The 20795-nt window shown below is 71.8% G+C and carries 20 protein-coding genes; 7 read left to right on the top strand and 13 right to left on the bottom strand.

All coding sequences use genetic code 11. From position 1 onward, the window contains the following. Positions 1-21 precede the first annotated feature (21 nt). Positions 22-642 (bottom strand): thymidine kinase, encoded by a 621-nt coding sequence (locus tag LQF12_RS11645; RefSeq protein ID WP_231053099.1) that lies wholly within the window; start codon positions 640-642, stop codon positions 22-24. 91 nt (positions 643-733) lie between these two features. On the opposite strand from LQF12_RS11645, the gene LQF12_RS11650 reads away from it, so the two are divergent. The 3 genes from LQF12_RS11650 (at position 734) to LQF12_RS11660 (ending at position 4135) form a co-directional block, all read left to right on the top strand. After that, the gene (locus LQF12_RS11650; RefSeq protein ID WP_231053100.1) at positions 734-2080 is read left to right on the top strand and encodes a 3-phosphoshikimate 1-carboxyvinyltransferase; all 1347 of its coding nucleotides are present in this window, start codon (positions 734-736) and stop codon (positions 2078-2080) included. Beyond that, the gene (gene rsgA, locus LQF12_RS11655; RefSeq protein ID WP_231053101.1) at positions 2077-3096 is read left to right on the top strand and encodes a ribosome small subunit-dependent GTPase A; all 1020 of its coding nucleotides are present in this window, start codon (positions 2077-2079) and stop codon (positions 3094-3096) included. Before LQF12_RS11650 ends, rsgA begins: the two co-directional genes overlap by 4 nt. 124 nt (positions 3097-3220) lie before the next feature. Further along, complete coding sequence (locus tag LQF12_RS11660) at positions 3221-4135, top strand: putative endonuclease domain-containing protein (RefSeq protein ID WP_231053102.1); 915 nt, start codon at positions 3221-3223, stop codon at positions 4133-4135. A gap of 88 nt (positions 4136-4223) precedes the next feature. On the opposite strand, the gene LQF12_RS11665 is transcribed toward LQF12_RS11660, so the two are convergent. From LQF12_RS11665 to LQF12_RS11680, 4 genes are all read right to left on the bottom strand, one after another. Further along, positions 4224-4970: a succinate dehydrogenase/fumarate reductase iron-sulfur subunit gene (locus LQF12_RS11665; RefSeq protein WP_231053103.1), complete on the bottom strand. Its 747-nt coding sequence runs from the start codon at positions 4968-4970 to the stop codon at positions 4224-4226. Beyond that, entirely contained in the window at positions 4967-6919 is a 1953-nt protein-coding gene (locus LQF12_RS11670; RefSeq protein WP_231053104.1) for a fumarate reductase/succinate dehydrogenase flavoprotein subunit, read from the bottom strand. The genes LQF12_RS11665 and LQF12_RS11670 overlap by 4 nt, the downstream gene beginning before the upstream one ends. Continuing rightward, the gene (locus LQF12_RS11675; RefSeq protein WP_231053105.1) at positions 6920-7621 is read right to left on the bottom strand and encodes a succinate dehydrogenase cytochrome b subunit; all 702 of its coding nucleotides are present in this window, start codon (positions 7619-7621) and stop codon (positions 6920-6922) included. 158 nt (positions 7622-7779) lie between these two features. Further along, positions 7780-9099, bottom strand: a complete 1320-nt coding sequence (locus LQF12_RS11680) for an outer membrane protein assembly factor BamB family protein (RefSeq protein ID WP_231053106.1) — start codon at positions 9097-9099, stop codon at positions 7780-7782. A gap of 231 nt (positions 9100-9330) precedes the next feature. Between LQF12_RS11680 and hisN the strand changes: the two genes are divergently transcribed. Continuing rightward, positions 9331-10134, top strand: coding sequence for a histidinol-phosphatase (gene hisN / locus LQF12_RS11685; protein WP_231053107.1), 804 nt, complete (start codon positions 9331-9333; stop codon positions 10132-10134). 3 nt (positions 10135-10137) lie between these two features. On the opposite strand, the gene LQF12_RS11690 is transcribed toward hisN, so the two are convergent. The 3 genes from LQF12_RS11690 to LQF12_RS11700 are packed head-to-tail and all read right to left on the bottom strand — an operon-like array spanning position 10138 to position 12519. Then, the gene (locus LQF12_RS11690; RefSeq protein ID WP_231053108.1) at positions 10138-10584 is read right to left on the bottom strand and encodes a DUF6912 family protein; all 447 of its coding nucleotides are present in this window, start codon (positions 10582-10584) and stop codon (positions 10138-10140) included. Positions 10585-10588: 4 nt separating this feature from the next. Continuing rightward, the gene (locus LQF12_RS11695) at positions 10589-11884 is read right to left on the bottom strand and encodes a CpaE/TadZ family protein (protein WP_231053109.1); all 1296 of its coding nucleotides are present in this window, start codon (positions 11882-11884) and stop codon (positions 10589-10591) included. Continuing rightward, positions 11881-12519 carry a CpaB family protein gene (locus LQF12_RS11700; protein WP_231053110.1) on the bottom strand — a complete coding sequence of 213 codons (639 nt, stop codon included), beginning with the start codon at positions 12517-12519 and terminating at the stop codon, positions 11881-11883. The genes LQF12_RS11695 and LQF12_RS11700 overlap by 4 nt, the downstream gene beginning before the upstream one ends. A gap of 146 nt (positions 12520-12665) precedes the next feature. Between LQF12_RS11700 and LQF12_RS11705 the strand changes: the two genes are divergently transcribed. Further along, the gene (locus LQF12_RS11705; protein ID WP_231053111.1) at positions 12666-12884 is read left to right on the top strand and encodes a helix-turn-helix domain-containing protein; all 219 of its coding nucleotides are present in this window, start codon (positions 12666-12668) and stop codon (positions 12882-12884) included. Positions 12885-12893: 9 nt separating this feature from the next. Here LQF12_RS11705 and LQF12_RS11710 read toward each other — a convergent pair whose 3' ends face one another. Next, positions 12894-13400 (bottom strand): hypothetical protein, encoded by a 507-nt coding sequence (locus LQF12_RS11710; protein WP_231053112.1) that lies wholly within the window; start codon positions 13398-13400, stop codon positions 12894-12896. A gap of 121 nt (positions 13401-13521) precedes the next feature. Between LQF12_RS11710 and LQF12_RS11715 the strand changes: the two genes are divergently transcribed. After that, the gene (locus LQF12_RS11715) at positions 13522-14262 is read left to right on the top strand and encodes a LysM peptidoglycan-binding domain-containing protein (protein ID WP_231053113.1); all 741 of its coding nucleotides are present in this window, start codon (positions 13522-13524) and stop codon (positions 14260-14262) included. Beyond that, positions 14259-14768: an Rv3235 family protein gene (locus LQF12_RS11720; RefSeq protein WP_231053114.1), complete on the top strand. Its 510-nt coding sequence runs from the start codon at positions 14259-14261 to the stop codon at positions 14766-14768. Before LQF12_RS11715 ends, LQF12_RS11720 begins: the two co-directional genes overlap by 4 nt. Before the next feature lie 42 nt (positions 14769-14810). Here LQF12_RS11720 and secA read toward each other — a convergent pair whose 3' ends face one another. The 4 genes from secA to LQF12_RS11740 form a co-directional block, all read right to left on the bottom strand. Further along, positions 14811-17702 carry a preprotein translocase subunit SecA gene (gene secA / locus LQF12_RS11725; RefSeq protein ID WP_231053115.1) on the bottom strand — a complete coding sequence of 964 codons (2892 nt, stop codon included), beginning with the start codon at positions 17700-17702 and terminating at the stop codon, positions 14811-14813. 121 nt (positions 17703-17823) lie between these two features. Beyond that, a complete protein-coding gene (locus tag LQF12_RS11730; RefSeq protein WP_231053116.1) occupies positions 17824-19050 on the bottom strand; it encodes a winged helix-turn-helix domain-containing protein in 1227 nt (408 codons plus the stop codon). 68 nt (positions 19051-19118) lie between these two features. Then, positions 19119-19814 (bottom strand): ribosome hibernation-promoting factor, HPF/YfiA family, encoded by a 696-nt coding sequence (hpf, locus tag LQF12_RS11735; RefSeq protein WP_231053117.1) that lies wholly within the window; start codon positions 19812-19814, stop codon positions 19119-19121. A gap of 191 nt (positions 19815-20005) precedes the next feature. Next, entirely contained in the window at positions 20006-20779 is a 774-nt protein-coding gene (locus LQF12_RS11740) for a ComF family protein (RefSeq protein WP_231053118.1), read from the bottom strand. Between the last annotated feature and the right edge of the window lie 16 nt (positions 20780-20795).

Raw genomic sequence — 20795 nt, forward strand, 5'->3', positions numbered from 1 at the left:
GCTGAGGACCGGTGAGGTCCGTCAGCCGATCCGGTCCCCGGTGACCTCCAGGTAGCAGAGCCCGCACCGTGCCTCGTAGGCCACCTGCCGGCCGTCGATAGCGACCTGGTCGCCGTCGAGGACCACCTGCCCGTCCACCGTCCGGGTGGTCAGCACCGCCTTGCGCCCGCAGCGGCAGATCGTCTTGAGCTCCTCGAGCGTGTGCGCCAGCTCCAGCAGCCGTGCCGAGCCCGCGAAGGCGCGGGTGCGGAAGTCAGTGCGGATCCCGTAGGCGAGCACCGGCACCCCGTCCGTGACGGCGATCCGGAACAGGTCCTCGACCTGTGCCCCGGTCAGGAACTGGGCCTCGTCCACGAGCAGACAGGCGACCGGGGGCATGTCGACCGCCTGCAGCGAGCCCGGGTCCTGTCCCGCGGCATGCGTGGCGAACAGTTCGCGCACGTCGTCGGCCGGCCTGATCAGCACGTCGACCTGCCGGGTGACGCCGAGGCGGGAGACGATGTCGGCGTCACCCTTGGTGTCGAGCGCGGGTTTGGCGAGCAGCACCCGCTGCCCCCGCTCCTCGTAGTTGAAGGCCGCCTGCAGCAGTCCCGTGGACTTGCCGGAGTTCATCGCCCCGTACCGGAAGTAGAGCTTGGCCACGCACCGTCCTTTCGCCGCCCGTACTCTACCGACGGCGCCCGCACCCCTCCCCCGGCTGCCTGCGGCCCAGGTGCGCCAGTAGGCTGGAGCCGTGGTGAACTCTCCCGGCCTGTGGCCCGCTCCGCTCGCGACCGGACCGCTCGAGGCGAGCGTGACGGTCCCCGGCTCGAAGTCGCTGACCAACCGCGCCCTGCCGCTGGCAGCGCTGGCCAACGCTCCCACCACCATCCGTGGTGCTCTGCGCTCGCGCGACGCCGAGCTGATGATCGGCGCACTGCGCGCGCTGGGCGCCCAGGTGGAGAGCTCCGACGGCGGAGCATCCGTGCGCGTGGTTCCGGCGCCCCTGCGCGGGGGCACGCCGATCGACTGCGGGCTGGCGGGCACCGTGATGCGGTTCGTCCCGCCGCTCGCGGCGCTCGCCGACGGGCCGGTGCTGCTCGACGGCGACCCGGGAGCCCGGGTGCGGCCCATGGGGCCGGTGCTGCGGGCGCTCGCGGCGCTCGGGGTGGCGGTGACCGCGCCGGGCGAGGCGCCGCGTGCCGGCGGCCCGCTCGATCCTGGGAGCTCGCCCGCGGCCGGCGACGTCCCCCAGTTCCTTCCGGTGGTGGTGCACGGCACCGGCCTGGTGCGCGGTGGCGAGATCGAGGTGGATGCGTCCACCTCCTCCCAGTTCGTCTCGGGGTTGCTGCTGGCCGCCCCCCGGTTCGAACACGGCCTGACGCTGCACCACGTGGGCGAGGTGCTGCCCAGCCAGCCGCACATCGACATGACGATCGCCGTGCTGCGCGAGCGGGGCGTCGAGGTCGACGACATCGCACCCGGGAAGTGGCGCGTCGAGCCCGGGGAGATCGCCGGCGGCGAGGTGGTGATCGAGCCGGATCTGTCGAACGCGGGGCCGTTCCTGGCCGCGGCACTGGCGGCGGGAGGCCGGGTGAGTGTGCCGCACTGGCCGGCCTCGACCACGCAGCCGGGTGCGTTGCTTCCGGAGATCCTCACCACCCTGGGTGGCTCGGTCACACTCGAGGGGGGCGTGCTGACGGTCACCGGATCGGGCCAGGTGCAGGCGGCGGACCTGGACCTGACCGCGGCCGGGGAGCTCGCGCCGACGATCGCCGCCCTGCTGGCCCTGGCACCTGGTGAGTCCCGGTTGACGGGGATCGCGCACCTGCGAGGTCACGAGACGGACCGGCTGGCGGCGCTGGTCACCGAGATCACCCGGCTCGGCGGCCACGCCGAGGAACTGGCCGACGGGCTGCTGATCCGCGGCGGCGGCCTGCACGGGGCCGACGTGGCGACCTATCACGACCATCGGATGGCGACCTTCGCCGCGATCGTCGGGCTCGCCGTCGACGGGGTGCAGGTGGAGGACGTGGGCACCACGGCCAAGACGTTGCCCGACTTCCCGACGATGTGGCACGCGATGCTCGGCCGGCGATGAGTCAGAGCCGGCACTCCTGGAGCGAGGCCGACGTCCGCGTGCGGCCGAACCGCAAGGGGTCGCGCCCACGGAGCAAGCAGCGCCCTGAGCACGCCGACGCCGTGCCCGCGCTGGTGACCGCGGTCGATCGCGGCCGGTACCAGGTGCTCACCGACGCCGGCACACCGGTGGTCGCGATCAAGGCGCGGGAGCTGCGGCGTGGCGCCGTGGTGGTCGGGGACCGGGTGGACGTGGTGGGCGACGTCTCCGGCGCGGAGGGCTCGCTCGCGCGCGTGGTGCGGGTGCAGCAGCGGCGTACGCTGCTGCGTCGCAGCGCCGATGACACCGATCCCACCGAGCGCGGCATCGTCGCCAACGCCGACCAGCTGGTGATCGTGACGGCCCTCGCCGATCCCGAACCCCGCCCCCGGATGGTGGACCGTTTCCTGGTGGCCGCCTTCGATGCGGGGATGGACACGTTGCTGGTGCTGACCAAGGCCGACCTGGTGAGCGCGGCCGATGCTGCCGGGTTCGCGGAGCGCTATGCGGCCCTGGACGTCCGCGCCGTGGCCACCCGCCATGCCCGGGGCAGCACGGACTGGGTGGAGGCGGTCGGTGAGCACCTCGACGGGCGGGTCTCGGTGCTGGTCGGTCACTCCGGCGTCGGGAAGTCCACGCTCGTGAATGCCCTCGTCCCGGACGCCCACCGCGCGACCGGCGGTGTGAACGAGGTGACCGGCCGGGGCCGGCACACCAGCTCCTCCGCGGTGGCGCTGCCACTGCCCGCGGGCGGATGGATCATCGACACCCCCGGCGTGCGCTCCTTCGGGCTGGCCCACGTGGACCCGGCGCGTTTCGTGGCCGCCTTCGAGGACCTGGCCCAGGTGGCGGCTGAGTGCCCCCGCGGCTGCACACACATGGCCTCCGCGCCCGACTGCGCCCTGGACCCGTGGGCCGAGGCCGGTACCGAGGCCGACCGCGCGCGGCTGGACTCCTTCCGGCGCCTGCTGACGAGCCGGCAGGCCGCGGACGCCTGAGCGCCGGCCACCCAGGGGCCGAATATTTGACCCCTTCTCGGGTTGCACCCTGACTTTCGGACCCATGGAACGGCGGCTGTGGATAGCGAGCACACCGGTCGGCAATCCCGTGGACCCTGGTCCGATGCAGCGTGCTCCCCTACCGCCCGACCTGGCGGCCCGCCCGTTCCTTGTCCGCGAGGCCCGCAGGCGCGGGGTCGGGCAGAGCCGGCTCTACGACTCCGGCCTCTACCGCCCGACGCACGGCGTGCGCACCGTGAGAGAGCCGGCGAGCGTCGTCGAACTCGCTCGAGCCACGGCACACGCCCTCCCTGACGACGCCGCCTTCTCCGGCGTGACGGCAGCCGAGATCCACCAGCTGCGCCTACCCGTCAGACCCGAGCTGACCGACGATCTCGAGGTGATGCGGGAGACCGACCGAGCGCGAGTCCGCCGCCGGGGGTGCGCACATCAGAAGGGACTGGAGTTGCGTGAGGTGGTTGTCGTCGCAGGCGTCCGCGTCACGGGCCTGGTCGATACGTGGTGCGACCTGGCCAGCAGAATGTCCATCATCGATCTCGTGGTCCTCGGCGATTCCATCGCCAATCGCCTGGGATCGCTGGATCCGCTCCTGGAGCGGGTCAGTCGTCGGCGGGCCCGTGAGATCGGCCGGGTACGGCGAGCGGCACGATGGGTCAGAGTCGGCTCACGCTCGCACATGGAGTCACGCGTCCGCCTGGCGGTCGCATGGGCACGGCTACCGGACCCCGAACTCAACGTGGCACTCGACGACGTCATCGGAGGCTGGATCGGTGAAGGCGACCTGGTCTGGCAGGATAGGCGGGTCGTCGTCGAGTACCAGGGCAAGGACCACTTCACCCCCGACCGCGGCCCCGCCGACATCACCCGACGGGCCGCTGCTGAGGCCAACGGCTGGACCTACATCGAGATCGTCGCGGCCGACTACTACAACAGCGCACGTCGTCACCAGTTCCTCACGCGGCTGGGACACGCTCTCGGTTGCCGCGTCGATACCGACGACTCCTACCGTGAGCGCTGATCACCGCTCCGCGGGCCCGAAACTCAGGGTGCAACCCGAGAATGGGTCACACATTCGGCCCGGGGAGCCGGGCCGGGGACCGGCCGGTTCAGCGACGGTGGGCCAGCGCCCCGAGCACGTCGCGCTGCATCCGGGAGATCAGGTCGATCTGGATGCCCTTGGGGCAGGCGGCGGTGCATTCACCGATCTGGGTGCAGCCACCGAAGCCCTCGTGGTCGTGCTGGGCGACCATGTCCAGGGCGCGGGAGTCGCGCTCGGGCTGGCCCTGCGGGAGCAGACCCAGGTGCGCCACCTTGGCCGCGACGAACAACGACGCCGACCCGTTCGGGCAGGCCGCCACGCACGCACCGCAGCCGATGCAGGTGGCCGCGTCGAAGGCGGCGTCCGCGTCGGCCTTGGGGATCGGCACGGCGTGCGCGTCCGGCGCGGTGCCCGTCGGGGCGCTGATGTAGCCGCCGGCCTGGATGATCCGATCGAACGAGGACCGGTCCACCACCAGGTCCTTGATGACGGTGAACGGCTCGGCCCGCCACGGCTCGATGTCGATGACGTCGCCGTCGGAGAAGCTGCGCATGTGCAGCTGGCAGGTCGTCACCAGGCTGTTCGGCCCGTGCGCAAGTCCGTTGATGACGAGCCCGCACGCTCCGCAGATGCCCTCACGGCAGTCGCTGTCGAAGGCGATCGGGTCGTCCCCGGCCATCGTGAGCTGCTCGTTGAGCACGTCGAGCATCTCCAGGAACGACATATCCGGCGAGACGTCGGCCACCTGGTAGGTCTGCATCGCGCCGGGCACGTCGGAGTTCTGCTGCCGCCAGATGCGAAGGGTGATGTTCACTTGTAGCTCCGCTGCTTCATCTCGATGTCCTGGTAGACCAGGTCCTCCTTGTGCAGGACGGGCCCGCCGCCGTCGCCGCCGAACTCCCACGCCGCCACGTAGGCGAAGTTCTCGTCGTCGCGCAGCGCCTCGCCGTCCTCGGTCTGGTGCTCGGCGCGGAAGTGCCCACCGCAGGACTCCTCGCGGTGCAACGCGTCGATGCACATGAGCTCGCCGAGCTCGATGAAGTCGGCCACCCGGCCGGCCCGCTCGAGCGTCTGGTTGAGCTCCTCGTTCACACCGGTGACCTTGACGTCGGTCCAGAACTGCTCGCGCAGCTCCCGGATGAGCCCGATCGCCTTGGTCAGCCCTTCCGCGGTCCGCTCCATCCCGCAGTACTCCCACATGATGTGGCCGAGCTCGCGGTGGAAGGAGTCGACGGTGCGGGAGCCGTTGATGGAGAGGAACTTCTCGATCCGCGCCTGCACGGCCTGCGCCGTGGCCACGGCCTCGGGGTGGTCGGCGTCCACGCCGCCGGTGGGCGCGTCGGCCAGGTAGTTGCTGATCATCGGCGGGAGCACGAAGTAGCCGTCGGCGAGGCCCTGCATCAGGGCGCTGGCGCCGAGCCGGTTGGCGCCGTGGTCGGAGAAGTTGGCCTCCCCGATCACGAACAGCCCCGGGATCGAGCTCTGCAGGTCGTAGTCCACCCAGAGCCCACCCATGGTGTAGTGCACTGCGGGGTAGATCCGCATCGGGGTCTCGTACGGGTTCTCGCCGGTGATCTGGGCGTACATGTCGAAGAGGTTGCCGTACTTGGCCTCGACGGTCTTCAGACCCATCCGCCCGATCGCGTCGGCGAAGTCCAGGTAGACGCCGAGACCGCCCGGCCCCACGCCACGGCCTTCGTCGCACACCGCCTTGGCTGCGCGGGAGGCGACGTCGCGGGGCACCAGGTTCCCGAACGCGGGGTAGCGACGCTCGAGGTAGTAGTCCCGGTCCTCCTCGGGAATCTGCCGGGGGTCGCGCTTGTCGTCCCCGCTCTTGGGCACCCAGATGCGACCGTCGTTGCGCAGCGACTCGCTCATCAGCGTCAGCTTGGACTGGTGATCACCGGAGACGGGGATGCAGGTCGGGTGGATCTGGGTGTAGCAGGGGTTGGCGAAGTAGGCGCCCTTGCGGTGCGCACGCCAGGAAGCGGTGACGTTGCAGCCCATGGCGTTGGTGGACAGGAAGAACACGTTCCCGTATCCGCCGGAGCCGAGCACGACGGCGTCGGCCATGTGGGTCTCGATCTCGCCGCTGACCATGTCACGCGCCACGATCCCCCGGGCGCGACCGTCGATGACGATCACATCGAGCATCTCGTGCCGGGCATACATCTCGACGTTGCCGAGCGCGATCTGCCGCTCCTGTGCCTGGTAGGCACCGATGAGCAGCTGCTGGCCCGTCTGGCCACGTGCGTAGAACGTCCGCGAGACCTGCACGCCACCGAAGGAGCGGTTGTCGAGCAGCCCGCCGTACTCGCGTGCGAACGGCACACCCTGCGCGACGCACTGGTCGATGATCTCCACACTGGTCTGCGCCAGCCGGTAGACGTTCGACTCGCGCGAGCGGTAGTCGCCACCCTTGACGGTGTCGTAGAACAGTCGGCGGATGCTGTCGCCGTCGTTGCGGTAGTTCTTCGCGGCGTTGATCCCGCCCTGGGCGGCGATCGAGTGGGCGCGGCGCGGGGAGTCCTGGTAGCAGAAGCTCTTCACCTGGAAGCCGGCCTCGCCGAGGGTGGCGGCGGCAGCACCGCCCGCCAGCCCGGTGCCGACGATGATGACTGAGCGCTTGCGCCGGTTCGCGGGGTTGACCAGCTTGGCAGCGAAGCGGCGTTCGTCCCACTGCTGGCTCACAGGCACCTGCGGCGCCTTGGTGTCGGCGATCGGGTCGCCGTCGGTGTAGTAGGTGCTCGAGGTGACGCTCACTTAGCCGACCAATCCGAAGAGAACCGCGTACGGCGGGATCAGGAACCCGACCGTGATGACGAGGGCGACGATCGTCGCCAGGACGTTCAGGTGCCGCCGGCGCCGCTGGCTGGTGTTGGCGCCGAGGCTGGCCAGGGCCGCCCAGGTGCCGTGCCAGAGGTGGAAGCCCACGGCCAGCAGCGCGATGGTGTAGGTGAGCACCACCCACCAGATCTCGAAGCCGTTGACCAGCCGCTCGTAGGGGCTGTCCGAGGCCCCGCCCGGGGAGATCGTGTTCCAGGTGAAGTGCATCAGGTGGTAGATCACGAACAGCGCGATCGTCAGCCCGCCCCAGCGCATCGTGAACGAGGCGTAGCCCCGCTGGCTGCCACGCCGCGAGCGGGAGCTCACGTACCGCAGGCTGCCCTTGCCGCCGGTGGCCGCGCGGGCGCGCCGCCACAGCGTCACGGCCGCGAAGATGTGGGCCCCGACGGCGGCCAGCAGCGCGATCCGGATGATCCACAGGGCGCCGCCGTAGGGCAGCAGGGGTTCACCCAGCTCTCGCAGGTGGTGGGAGTAGTCGTCGAACGCCTCCTGGCCCGAGAAGACCTTCAGGTTCCCGTACATGTGGGCGACGAGGAAGCCCACCATCACGAGACCGCTGAGGGCCATCACGACCTTCAGGACGACGGTCGACCGCCACACCGGGGTCCGAGGGGTCATTGATCGCGTTGCCACAACCCCTAACTTAACGCCTCCGCAGGGTTGTTCACGCATCGAGCGGGTGGTAGCGCGCACACCGATGCAACACCGAGATATGAACGTTTCCCGTCACGAAAACGTGCGCCACGCTCGGCCTCGGACCGATGGGCGGAGCGACGTCAGCTGGGATCGGACACCAGGACCAACCGCTCGTGCTGCTCACCGACCGCATCCCGGTACGGCAAGGAGACCAGCGTGCCCGACGGCGTGACCCCGCTCACCCTCGGATCCTCGCCATACGGGCCGTCCACTTCTCTCAGCTCGCCGGTCCTGGAGTCGAGGAGGCCATACCCGAGCACGCCGCCGTCGGAACCGCGATCGACCACGAGCAGCGTGCGCGTGCCGTCGACGTTCACATGCGCGTGCCGGGGGATCGTCCACCCGGCCGGTGGTTCCACGGTGGTCAGTTCCCCGCTGGCGCTGTCTAGCCACTGCACACGCGTCGAGGTCGCGATCCTCAGATCGGTGCCGACCGGCTCGTAGAAGACGCTCGTGGTGAAGTTGTCGACCTCCGTCTGCCACCCCTCGCCCCCTCGCAACGCAGTCCCGACCGCGACGCGCTGCTGGTCGTCGAAGGCGAAGGTGATGAGGGTGTCGCCGGCGATCGCCCAGTCGAAGACCGAGAACTCCTCGGGGTTCAGGTCCGCCGCAGGGACACCCGTGCGTGCGTCGAGGACTTGGTACTGGTTCCTCTCGCGATCCCCGACCACGATCCAGTCCGCGTGTGCGGTCCAGCGGAACGCATCGTGGTGGCCCGAGCCCTCCGTGCTCGCGGCGATATCGCCGGCCATCTCCCATCGCTGGTCCCCGGAGTCCCGGTCCACGGCACGTACGCGCTCGCGATCGGCGAGCACGATGACGTCCTCGTTGGCGGCCACGGGGATCGCTTCGCCGAGCTCGACCGACCACTGCGTCTGGCCCGTCGCCGTCGAGAGGGAGACCACCGGTCCGCCCCCTCCTCCCCCCGCGGGGTAGGTGAGGACCGAGTCGCCCGCGTGCACCGCGTACCGGAAACCGCCGGCGTACCCGTCCTCGCTCGACCACGTGAGCTCACCGTCGAGCGAGTAACCGATGACCGCTGATCGCTCGGAATCCATGATGACCAGGAGGTCGTCATCGCGACCGATCTCGGTGACGTCGTCGCGGTCCTCGGTCGGTGGCATGAAGGCAGGAAGCGCGTGGGTGCCCGGTGGGAGCGCAGGCGGGACACCGACGACGAGGACTCCAGCGGCGACGAGCCCGCCCGCAGCGACGAATCCGATCACCGTGGAGATCCGGGTGCCACTCAACGCGCACACGAGGGCGAGCCCGCTCGCAGCGAGCGCCAGGATCCACAGGCCCCAGCCGAGGTCGGCCACGATGCTCGCGACACCGATCGCCGGCCCCAGGACGCCGAGGATCAGACCCGTGATGAGCCAGTGGATCCTCGGTATCGCCAAGATCGACCGTCGACCCTGCTCTCGCACCGGCTCCGTCACGACGCCCCCTCGTCTCGGCACTGACCACCCCTGTCGTTCCGACCGATCGCAGCGTAGCGGTGTGACCACCGACCGTGGCTCACGCCGCCGATCCCGCGAGCCCTGCGCCGGCTGCGGTGGGCCGGCGGGCAGGGTCCCGTCGTCCCGTGCGCCTGCGCCGCCTGCCCACCACCCCGCGATACGTTGGCGGTCATGGTCTCCATCAACAACGCGCCCCGGTACGACGACGACCTCCGGCTGGCGCACGTGATCGCCGATCAGGTGGACGCCCAGACGATGTCGCGGTTCAAGGCCCTCGACCTGCACGTGGAGGCCAAGCCGGACACCACCCCGGTCACCGACGCCGACCGCTCCGCCGAGGAGATCGTGCGCGCCCAGCTCGCCCGTGCCCGGCCGCGGGACGCCGTCCTCGGCGAGGAGTTCGGCAGCACCGGCCACGGAGCGCGCCAGTGGGTGATCGATCCGATCGACGGCACCAAGAACTTCGTGCGCGGAGTCCCGGTGTGGGCCACCCTCATCTCGTTGATCGACGAGGGCCGGCCGGTCCTGGGGGTGGTGAGCGCGCCGGCGCTGAGCCGGCGCTGGTGGGCCGCGCTCGGCTCGGGCGCCTGGACGGGCCGCTCCCTGTCGAAGGCGTCGCGCATGCACGTCTCGGGCGTGGGTGAGATCACCGATGCCTCGTTGTCCTACTCGAGCCTGAGCGGCTGGGAGGCGCTGGACCTGCTGGACGAGTTCCTGATGCTGGAGGCCAGCTGCTGGCGCAGCCGCGCCTACGGGGACTTCTGGTCGTACATGCTGGTGGCCGAGGGCGCGGTCGACATCGCGTGCGAACCCGAGCTCGCGCTCCACGACATGGCCGCGCTCGTGCCGATCGTCACCGAGGCCGGTGGGCGCTTCACCTCACTGGCGGGCGAGGACGGGCCGTTCGGCGGGAACGCGCTGGCCACCAACGGGCTGCTGCACGAGGAGTCACTGACCCAGCTCACCCGGCACTGAGTCTCACCGCTGGGAGACGAGCAGGCTCCGTTCGGTCACGTCGTACCAGAGCAGGTCTTCCTCCCCGACGGCGGAGATCGCGTCCGCCTCGCCGGCGGCCGCCCGCTCGAGCAGGGCGTGCATGGAGGGGTTGTCGGCGTCGACGTGGAAACTGACCACGTCCTCCCAGGCACTGGCCGGTACGTGCACCCGCGCGAGCTGCTCGCCGGGCGTCACCTCGGCGTCGGCGACGTCGGCCGCGACCACGACCCGGCACCATCCCGACTCCGGGCCGAGCAGACCGAGGGAGTCCTCGGCGGCCAGGACCAGGGCGGCGTACTCGGCCATCTCCTCGTCGGTGTCGGCGCCGAGCGCCTGCTGTAGGGAGGCCGTGACCGCACGGGCCGGACGGGCGGAGAGCCCGTCGTCGCTGTCGAGATCGCCGAGGGTGGCACCGAGGTAGACGCGCATGCGCTCAGTCTGCCGTACGGCGCCGACGTCGCAGCCCACGGGCCTCCCGGCGTGCCCGACGACGGCCCGCGTCCGCGGCCGGTTCGCCCGCCTCGTCCGTGAGCCGCCGCGCCAGGTCGCGCACGGCGAGCCGGGCCGGGGACATCGGTCCGGCGCTGCGCCACGTGCTCGCGGTGAGCAGCGCGCGATCGGCCAGGGCCCGGTCGTCGGGAATCAGCACCGGCTCCCCCACTCCGGCGAAGCGATGCAGCGCCTCGGCCACCGACAGATCCGGGTGCGGCCCGGCCGCCGACAGCCGCAGCCGGTTGACCACGGTGCGCCGGGCGGGCAGGCCGGGGACGTCGTCGAGGTCGAGCAGTGTCTGCACCAGGCGCTCCAGACCGATCGGCTCGGCGGCGCCCACGACGACGAGCTCATCGGCCTCGGCGAGGAGCGTGTGCGCCACCGCGTTCCGGCAGGGCCCGAGATCGAACCCGGGCTCGTCCTCGGGCACCAGCACCGGCGCCTCGACCACCAGCCAGTCGGCACCCGCGCGGGCGCGGGTGAGGACCGCCTCCAGGCTCTCCGGGCCGACCTCGCGCCACCGGGAGGCCCGCGCCAACCCGGTGAGAACCCGCAGCCGGTCCGAGACCGGGACGAGCAGTCGGCTGAGGGCGGCATCGTCCAGCACCCCCTTGTCGGCGGCGCGGATCGCCGCCGAGAGGCCGGCGGTGTCGGCCACCAGGCCGAGGGTCTGCGCCACCGATCCGCCCCACAGGTCGGCGTCGATGAGCACGACCTGCCCCCCGGCGGCGGCCAGCTCGTCGGCCAGGGCCACCGCGAGCGTGGTCCGCCCCGGGGCACCCGCGGCGCCGGTGAGCACCACCAGGCGCGCCGGGCCCCGCGCGGGCGAGGGGACGCCGTCGTGGGCCTGGGGCGCAAGCCCGTCGGGGACGTCGGGCACGGTGTCCGGCACCGGCCGCGATGCCAGCCCTGCCGCCAGCGCCTCCACCGCAGGCAGCGGGTCGGTGCCGCGCGCCACCGCCATCGCCCCCATGTCGGCGTAGGCGTCCTGCTCGCCCTCCTCGCACAGCACGACGGCGGAGGCTCCCGCCGCGTGCAACCTCGCCACCAGCCGGCGATCGACGGGGTCATCGGCGTCGAGCACCGCCACGGTCCCGAGTCCGGCCACCGCGGCCGCCACCAGTTCGGTCAGGTCGGCGCACCGGCGGACCACGGTCAGATCCGGGCGCGCCTCGATGCGGCTCAGCAGGTCCGACTCGGCGGCGCCGGAGAGGGCCAGGAGCACCCCGGTGCTCACGCGGCGCCACTCCCGGGCAGCGGCACCACCGCGATCGGTGCCTCCGCCGTGGTGGCCGCCAGCACGGCCGGTAGGTCGTCGACGTCGACCAGCAGGTGCGCCTGCATCGTTCCCGGACCTGCGAACAGCGAGGTGTCCTCGGCGATGTCGGCGACCTCGACGGCGCCGACCAGCAGTTCGGGTTCGGTGGCCGCCGTGGCCCCCTCGGCCGCCGGCATGCTGACCCACAGATCCACGCGTGAGCCCGACCCGATCGTGGCCGCCAACGCGGCCGAGACCGGCACGGCCACGGCCCGCACATCGACATCGGCGGCCTCACCGACGGAGGCAACCGGCACGATCTCACCGGCCTGCACCGTGCGGACCACGACCAGCCCGCCCTCGGCCGCCCCCGGGGTCAGGTACAGATCGTGCGCCTGCGCGAGGCCGACCTCGATCACATCGAGCCGGTCGACGTCGATCGTCTCCCCTGGCGTGAGCACATCCGGCGCGGCGTAGACCTGGACCGTCCGGCTCGCCTCGCCGACCACCCAGGAGCCGAGCGCGACCGAGCCCGCCACGAGCAGCACGCCCAGGCCCAGGCGCGGGTCACGCCAGCTCGGTCGCCGCAGCCCCGTCGTCGTGGACGTTGTCATCGTTCCCCCTCGAGTCGGCCAACGCGCACCATCGTGCCAAAGACGACCCGACGGCGTGGGCCGATCCCGACTTGTCCACAGGACGGGCTGTCCACAGGCCGCGCGAAGGGCGGGTCCCGCGGCGACTCTGGTGGGACACTGGATGCATGGACCAGCGGTTCCTCTCCCTCGCCGACGTCACCGAGATCCTGCAGATCACGATGTCGCAGGCGCGCGCCCTCGTGCGCAGCGGGGAGCTGCGCGGGATCCAGATCGGCGGTAAGGGCGTGTGGCGGGTGGAGAACGCCGAGCTCGAGGCCTACATCGAGCGCATGTACCGGCAGACGGCACAGCGCCTGCGCTCGGGCGAGACGACCCTGGACTGAGGCGGCGGCTCAGGTCGACTCGACGCTGAGCAGACCGCTCCAGGTCAGCGTGAGCTGCGCCCGGGCCGTGGCGAGGTCGAGGTGATCGGCACCGACCCGCACGAGCCGGCCGCGGTGGTCGCCGGCCAGACTGCGCACCATCACCTCCGCTCCCGCGGCCGCGAGCGCCCGTAGCGCGTGGCCCAGGCCGAGCCGGGCTTCGACCCGGCCGGGCTCTGGCGCGCGTGACCCGAGCGGCCAGGCAGCCACGACGGCGTGGGCCGGCACGAGGCAACGGCGCTCCCCCATGGCCAGGCGCACCCAGCTGCGGGTGGCCTGCAGGACCTCGCCGGAGCGATCCGAGCCGTCCGTGAGCCGCAGCGTGAGCTGCTCGCCTCGCCGTGCCCGGCACCGGTCGATCCACGCGATGCCGGCCACCTCGGCCTGCACCAGCTCCACGAGCTCGGCGTCGGAGCCGGCCTGCAGCGCGGCCTCGAACTCGGCCTGAAGCTCGGAGAAGACGTCGTCCCAGCGCATCCGCCCAGCGTACGGACCTGTCCACAACCGGGCGGGAAGGCTCGACAACCCGCCACCACCCATGTACACCTAGTCTCACGTAATGTCACGTACCGACACGAACTGATATGCAATGAGACCAATGAAACCGAACCTGCGTCTCCTCGGCGCCGGTGTCGCCGGACTGCTGACCGCGACCCTGTCCGGCGGCGCGGCGTGGCTGCTGTGGCTACGCCTGTCCTCGACGCTGCGCCGCTCCCCGGTGCTGGAGGTCGAGCAGGCCACTGCTGCCGGACTGCTGGCAGTGGGTGCTCTCGTGGCGGCCTGGTACACGCTCAGTGCCGCAGCGGGCACCGCCTGCCTGGTGGTTCGCGCGCTCGGGGGGATCTGGACGGCAGGCGAGCGCTCGATCCGCAGACTCGGCGCGCCCGGGATGGGTCGGCTGCTCGGCGCCGGCGCCGGCGCGGTGCTCTCGGCTGCACTCCTGGCGGGGCCGGCGCACGCGAGCCCCGGCCCGGTTCCCGACGATCTCGCCTGGGGCGCCACCGTCAGCGCACCGGATGACGAGGAACCCGCGGCGGAGCCGGCAGCACCAGAGGAGCCCGCCGGTGGGATCCACCAGCAAGGCAGGCTCTCGCCCCCGGCACCCGGTGGCCCGAGCCGCGCGGCCCCCGATCGAGCGCCCGGCGGCCACCAGGTCGCCCCGGGCGAGTCCCTCTGGTCGATCGCGGCCGACGCGCTCGGCCCCGGGGCCACGACGGCCGACATCGCCGAGGCGTGGCCGCGGTGGTACGCCGCCAACCGCGACGTGCTGGGACCCGACCCCGACCTCATCCACCCCGGTGACCACCTGGTCGCCCCGTCCGAGGAGAGCACCCGATGAGCATCGCACCCCAGGCCCTCACCGCGCGGCCGGCGCCCGCCGGCACGAGCACCCAGCGCCGGTCCGGCTGGGACAGGCTGCGTTTCGACGCTGCCGCCGAGGCGGCCGGCGGCGAGGACGAGGCACCTGTGCCCGCCCGTCCCCGTCTGGTGTGGTCTCACGGCCGCGCCACTGAGCGGGCCGACCCCGACCAGTGGGCCGGGGTACTGGTGCGGGCCTGCGCCGAGTCGCTGCTGGGGATGCGCCCACCCGCTCAGCTGGGGCGATGGCTGGACCCGGCGGTGTGGACCGCCCTGAAGCGGCGCAGCGCGCTGGCGCTGGACCTGCACGGACGGCCACGCAGCCCACGGCCGATCACGGTGCGCCGCGTCATCGGCGCGGTGGTGAGCGAGGGGGCCTGGGAGGGTTCGGTCGTCCTCGACGACGGCGTCCGGGTGCGTGGGGCGGCCGTCCGGCTGGAGGAACATCGTGGACGCTGGCGCGGGACCGCCGTACGGATCGGTTGAGGTGGGCCGACCCGATCGGCGTCGCGCCGGGACCTGCGCCCCTCAGGACTGCTTCTTGGCCGCCTTCGCCGCCCGCCGGCGCGCTTCGCGGTTGCCTCCGCCGCCCGCGGGTGCCGGGCGCTCCGCGCCACTCTCACCACGGACGACGGTACTGCCGTCCTCGCTGGGCGCGGAGTACTGCAGCGCCTGCGCGCGCTCGGGCGCACCGAGGCCGAGCGGGTCCTCCAGAGTGGCCGAGGGCGCCCCACTCGACGCCGAGCCCGAGGGGACCGCCTTGGGTCCGGCGCGGCGACCCGAGGCAGCCGGCGCATTCGCGCTGCTGGTGGAGCCCACGCGTGCGGTGGACGCGGCCGCGGCCGCACTGGTGGCGGTGAGCGGCCCGGAGCCGTCCTCGGCCGCGCCCTCACCGGACTCGGACCCGGATTCGGCCTGGGGGTCGTTGCGCTTGACCTCGAGGTTGAACAGGTAGCCGACGACCTCCTCCTTGATGGCCTCGTTCATCGCCTGGAAGAGCTGGTAACCCTCACGCTGGTACTCGACCAACGGGTCACGCTGGGCCATCGCGCGCAGCCCGATGCCCTCCTTGAGGTAGTCCATCTCGTAGAGGTGCTCGCGCCACTTGCGGTCCAGCACCGAGAGCACCACGCGGCGCTCCAGCTGGCGCATGATGTCGCTGCCGAGCTCCTCCTCGCGGGCCGCGTAGGCCACCTTCGCGTCGGAGACGAGCTCGGTGACCAGCTGCTCGGTGGTCAGCCGGGTGACGGTGCCGACCTCCTCGATCAGGTCCTCCGCGGTCACCGAGACCGGGTAGACCGTGCCGAGGTCGGTCCAGAGCTGTTCCAGGTCCCACTGCTCGGGGTGCGGGTTCGCCGTCGCCTGCGTGACCACGCCGGTGATGACGTCCTCGATGAAGGAGTGCGTCTGCTCCTCCAGGTCGCCACCCTCGAGCAGCTCCCGGCGCTTGCTGTAGACGGCCTCGCGCTGACGGGAGAGGACGTCGTCGTACTTGAGGACGTTCTTGCGGATCTCCTGGTTGCGCCGCTCCACCTGCCCCTGGGCGCTCTCGATGCCGCGGCTGACCATCTTCGACTCCAGCGGCACATCCTCGGGGAAGGTCGAGGTCATGAATCTCTCGGCCAGCCCGGAGTTGAACAACCGCATCAGGTCGTCCTCGAGGGAGAGGTAGAAACGGGACTCCCCCGGGTCGCCCTGACGACCGGAGCGGCCGCGCAGCTGATTGTCGATCCGGCGGGACTCGTGCCGCTCGGTGCCCAGCACGTAGAGGCCGCCGAGCTCGGAGACCTCATCGTGCTCGGCCGCGACCGACTCCTGAGCCTCCTCCAGCGCCGCCGGCCAGGCCTCCTCGTACTCCTCGGGCGTGTCCTGCGGGGTGAGGCCGCGCGCGGCGAGGGCGTCGATGGCGATGTGCTCGGCGTTGCCGCCGAGCATGATGTCGGTCCCACGCCCGGCCATGTTGGTGGCGACCGTGACCGCGCCCTTGCGACCGGCCATGGCCACGATCGGCGCCTCCCGGTCGTGCTGCTTGGCGTTGAGCACCTCGTGCGGCACGCGCTGCTTCTTCAGCATCGTCGAGAGCAGCTCGGACTTCTCCACGCTGGTGGTCCCCACCAGCACCGGCTGACCGACGGCGTGGCGTTCGACGATGTCCTCCACGACCGCCTCGAACTTGCCCAGCTCGGTCTTGTAGACCAGGTCGGACTTGTCGAGCCGGGCCATGGGGCGGTTCGGCGGGATGGGCACCACGCCGATCGTGTACGTGCCCTGGAACTCCCCCGCCTCGGTCATCGCGGTACCGGTCATGCCGGAGAGCTTGTCGTAGCGGCGGAAGTAGTTCTGCAAGGTGATCGTGGCCAGGGTCTGGTTCTCGGCCTTGATCGTCACCCCTTCCTTCGCCTCCAACGCCTGGTGCATGCCCTCGTTGTAGCGCCGGCCCGGCAGGATCCGGCCGGTGTGCTGGTCGACGATGAGCAGCTCGCCCTTCATCACCACGTAATCCTTGTCGCGGGTGAACAGCTCCTTCGCCTTCACGGCGTTGTTGAGGAAGCCGATCAGCGGGGTGTTGAGGGACTCGTAGAGGTTGTCGATGCCGAGGTAGTCCTCGACCTTCTCGATCCCGGGTTCGAGGATGCCGACGGTGCGCTTCTTCTCATCGACCTCGTAGTCCTCGTCGAGGCTCATGGTGCGCACCAGCCGCGCGAACTCCACGTACCACTTGTTCACGTCCCCCGAGGTGGGCCCGGAGATGATCAGCGGGGTGCGTGCCTCGTCGATGAGGATCGAGTCCACCTCGTCGACGATGGCCATGTTGTGACCGCGCTGGACCAGCTCGGCGGTGGACCAGGCCATGTTGTCGCGCAGGAAGTCGAAGCCGAACTCGTTGTTCGTGCCGTAGGTGATGTCCGCGGCGTACATCTCGCGCCGCTCATCGGGCTTCTGCCCGGACAGGATCACCCCTGTGGTCAGGCCGAGGAAGCGGAAGACCCGCCCCATCAGCTCACTCTGGTAGCGGGCGAGGTAGTCGTTGACCGTGACGATGTGCACGCCCTTGCCCGACAGCGCGTTGAGGTAGGCGGGCAGGGTGGCGACGAGGGTCTTGCCCTCACCGGTCTTCATCTCGGCGATGTTGCCCAGGTGCAGGGCGGCACCACCCATGATCTGGACGTCGAAGTGCCGCTGGCCGAGGGTGCGCACCGCGGCCTCTCGGACCACCGCAAAGGCCTCCGGCAGCAGGGCGTCGAGGGTCTCCCCCTCGGCGATGCGCTCCTTGAAGGCGTCGGTCTCGGCGCGCAGCTCGTCGTCGGTGAGGTCGGCGGTCGCCTCCTCCAGCGCGTTGACCTGAGCCGTCAGTCCCTGCAGTCGCTTGAGGATCTTGCCCTCACCCATCCGCAGGACTTTGTCGAGGATCGAAGGCACGCACTACTCCCGGGTCGGTCCGATCAGCGCCAGGCGGCACCGATGCACCCTCCATGGTATGCGAGAGCGTCCACGGCGTGGCACCGCCGATCGCTGCCGGCAGAACCGGCGGTCGGGCACCTCACGCCGTCAGCTCCCGGGCGAGCGCACCCGTGAGGTCGCCGCGGGCCCCGTCCTCGAGCGCCACCCGCTCCAGATCCAGCCAGGCCGCCAGCTCCCGCAGCTCCGCCACCAGCTCCGCGGCAGTCTCCGCCGGCGCGGCCGGCTCGGCGAACGCAGTCCGCACCCGCAGCACTCCGCGATCGCGCTCGGCCTTGAGGTCCACCCGCGCCACCAGCTGTTCCCCGAGCAGGAAGGGCAGCACGTAGTACCCGTGCGTGCGCTGGGTGGCCGGCGTGTAGATCCCGATCCGGTAGTGCATCCCGAACAGTTCGAGCAGGCGGCGACGCTCGAACACGAGCGGGTCGAAGGGGGCGAGTAGCGCTCGGGCGCGGGTGCGCCGGGGCACCCTGGCTGCAGTGTGCAGCACCAGCGAGCGATCCCATCCCCGCACCGCCACCTCCTCGAGCACCCCCTCCGCCGTCAGGTCGGCGGCGGCCACGGCGGTCTCGGCCACCGGCAGGCGGAAGTAGTCCGCCAGGCAGCGCACGGACCCGAGGCCGTGCGCCCGGGCAGCGGTCTCGACGAGGGTGCGCACCGCCGTCGGGCGATCAGGCACGGGCTCGGCGAGCACCGCCGCCGGAAGCACCCGCTCGGGAAGGTCGTAGGCCCGCTCGAACTGAGCGGTGCGGTGGGCAGCCATCACCCGGCCGCGGGCGAAGTGGGCCTCGAGCGCCTCCTTCGCGACGGTCCAGTTCCATCCCCAGTGCTCACGCCGGCCACTGTGGTGGCCCAGGCGCTCGTGCACCTGGGCGGCGGTGAGCGCACCCTCGGCACCGATGATCTCCAGCACGGCCGCCATGGTCTGAGGGTGCTCGCGCCACAGCCGCTCGTCCCGGCGCTGCATCCGTGGCGAGTCCATCCGCCACCGCAGCGCCTGGTAGGTCCGCGGCGAGATGTAGGAGGCCTCGTGCGCCCAGTACTCGACCAGTCGCCGCGGGCGCGCCGGCGTGCCACGCGTGGCCCGCTCCAGCAGCGCCGTGTCGTAGCCACCCAGGCGCGCCTGCAGCGGTAGCAGGTGCGCACGGGCCAGCACGTTCACCGAGTCGATCTGCACCACCCCGAGCCGATCGATCGTGCGCTGCAGGTGCGCCATCGTGGGCCGCGACGGCCGCGGCGCGGACCGGTCCAGCAGCTGGGCCGCGACCGCGATGCGCCGCGCCTGACCGAGGGTGAGGGGGCGGGACATGACAGCCACAGTAGATCGCCGCACCGACACGGTCCCGGCGCCGCTGTCTCGACGTGCTCACGCAGAGGTCAGGCAGTGGCCTCCGCCGGCGGTTCGTCGCTGCCGGCCTCGGTGGCGGTGTAATTCAGGCGGATCACCCCGTAGGTCCACCCGCGGCGGTTGTAGACCACGCACGGCTGCATCGTCTCGGAGTCCACGAACAGGAAGAACGGGTGACCGACGAGCTCCATCTCCGCCAGCGCCTGGTCCACCGTCATCGGCGCGGTCTCGTGGACCTTCTGCCGGATGATCACCGGGGAGTCGCCCAGCTGGGCCTCCACCGCCACGCCCGGCTCAGTGGGAGCCTGCGGGGTGAACCCGTCGTCGGGGTCCTCCTGCGGGGCGGGGTCCTCGTGCACCTGCTGCGTCAACGCCTCCAGGTCCGGCGCCGGAACGGGTGGGGAGTCGGGCCTGCGGCCGTGGTGGGACTTGCGCCGGTCCCGCGCGCGCCGCAACCGCTCGATCAGTTTCGCCGTGGCCAGGTCGAGCGCGCCGTACCGGTCCGACGCCGCCGCCTCCGCCCGCACGACCGGCCCCTTGGCGCGGACGGTGAGCTCCACACGTTCGGCCCGCTCCGCCATCCGCGGGTTGTTCTCGTGGGACACCTCGACGTCGACGCGCTGGGCGTAGGGAGACAGCTGTGGCACTTTGGCCAGCTTCTCCTCGGCGTGGCGACGGAAACGCTCCGGCACCTCGGTGTGACGGCTGACCACGATGATCTCCATGAGGACCTCCACAGGTCGTTCCGGCTGGTCCCTCGGGCTGCTCCACCCGGGGATTGCTGTGCGCCGCGCCAAGAGTGCGCGGCGTCCTACGAGGCGATATCACCTCCCCGGCCCCGGCACGGGCGGCGCGGGGCGCCGAACGCGGTGACGGGGTGAAGCTCCATGACATGACGCTAGTCCACCTCGGGCGGTTACGACAGCCTGGGCGGCGCCGTGTCCTGACCCGGGGCCGGCGTGGCCGCCAGCACCACGGCGCCGAGCACTCGCGCCCCGGCCCGTTCCAGGCTGGTCCGGGCGGCGTCGAGCGTGGCGCCGGTGGTGACGACGTCGTCGACGAGCAGGCAGGGCGTGCCGGGCGGAACCGGCCCCAGGCACCGCACCGCCTCACCGGTCGCGCGCCGGCGCCCCCGTGCGCCCAGGGCATGCCCCGATCCGCCCCGCCGGCGCAGCAGGTCGGCCACCCAGACCGGCCGCCCGGACGCGCGCGCGAGCGAGTCACCCACGGCGCGCGCCAGCGTGAGTGCGACCAGGCGACGTCGCCACCGGCGGCGCCACCCGGACGGGGCGGGCACCACCACCAGCGCCGGCTCTGCGGCAGCCGCGCCCACCAGCTCCTCGGCCAGCCCGGTCACGCCGCGCGCGACCAGCGCCGCCAGCGGCCGGTCGAGATCGGGCCGGCCGCCGGACTTCCAGGCGAGCACCACCCGCTGCACCGGCCCGGCGTAGGGGCCCAGTGACCACACCGGCAATCCCAGCGCCGGCATCTGCTCGTCCACGGCGAGGAACACGGTCAATTCCTCACACCGCTGCGCCGGCCCCGTCAGCATCGACGCGCAACGCCGGCACAGGCTCACGTCCGGGGCCTCACAGCCGGGGCAGGTGCGGGGCAGCACGAGGGCGAGCAGGTCCCGCATCGCTTCGAGCAGCACCGCGAAGGGTGGCATACCGGCGCCGGAGGTGGCCATCGGCCCAGGATGGCGC

Origin of the sequence: Ruania suaedae, from assembly GCF_021049265.1 — a bacterium.
GTDB classification, from domain to species: domain Bacteria; phylum Actinomycetota; class Actinomycetes; order Actinomycetales; family Beutenbergiaceae; genus Ruania; species Ruania suaedae.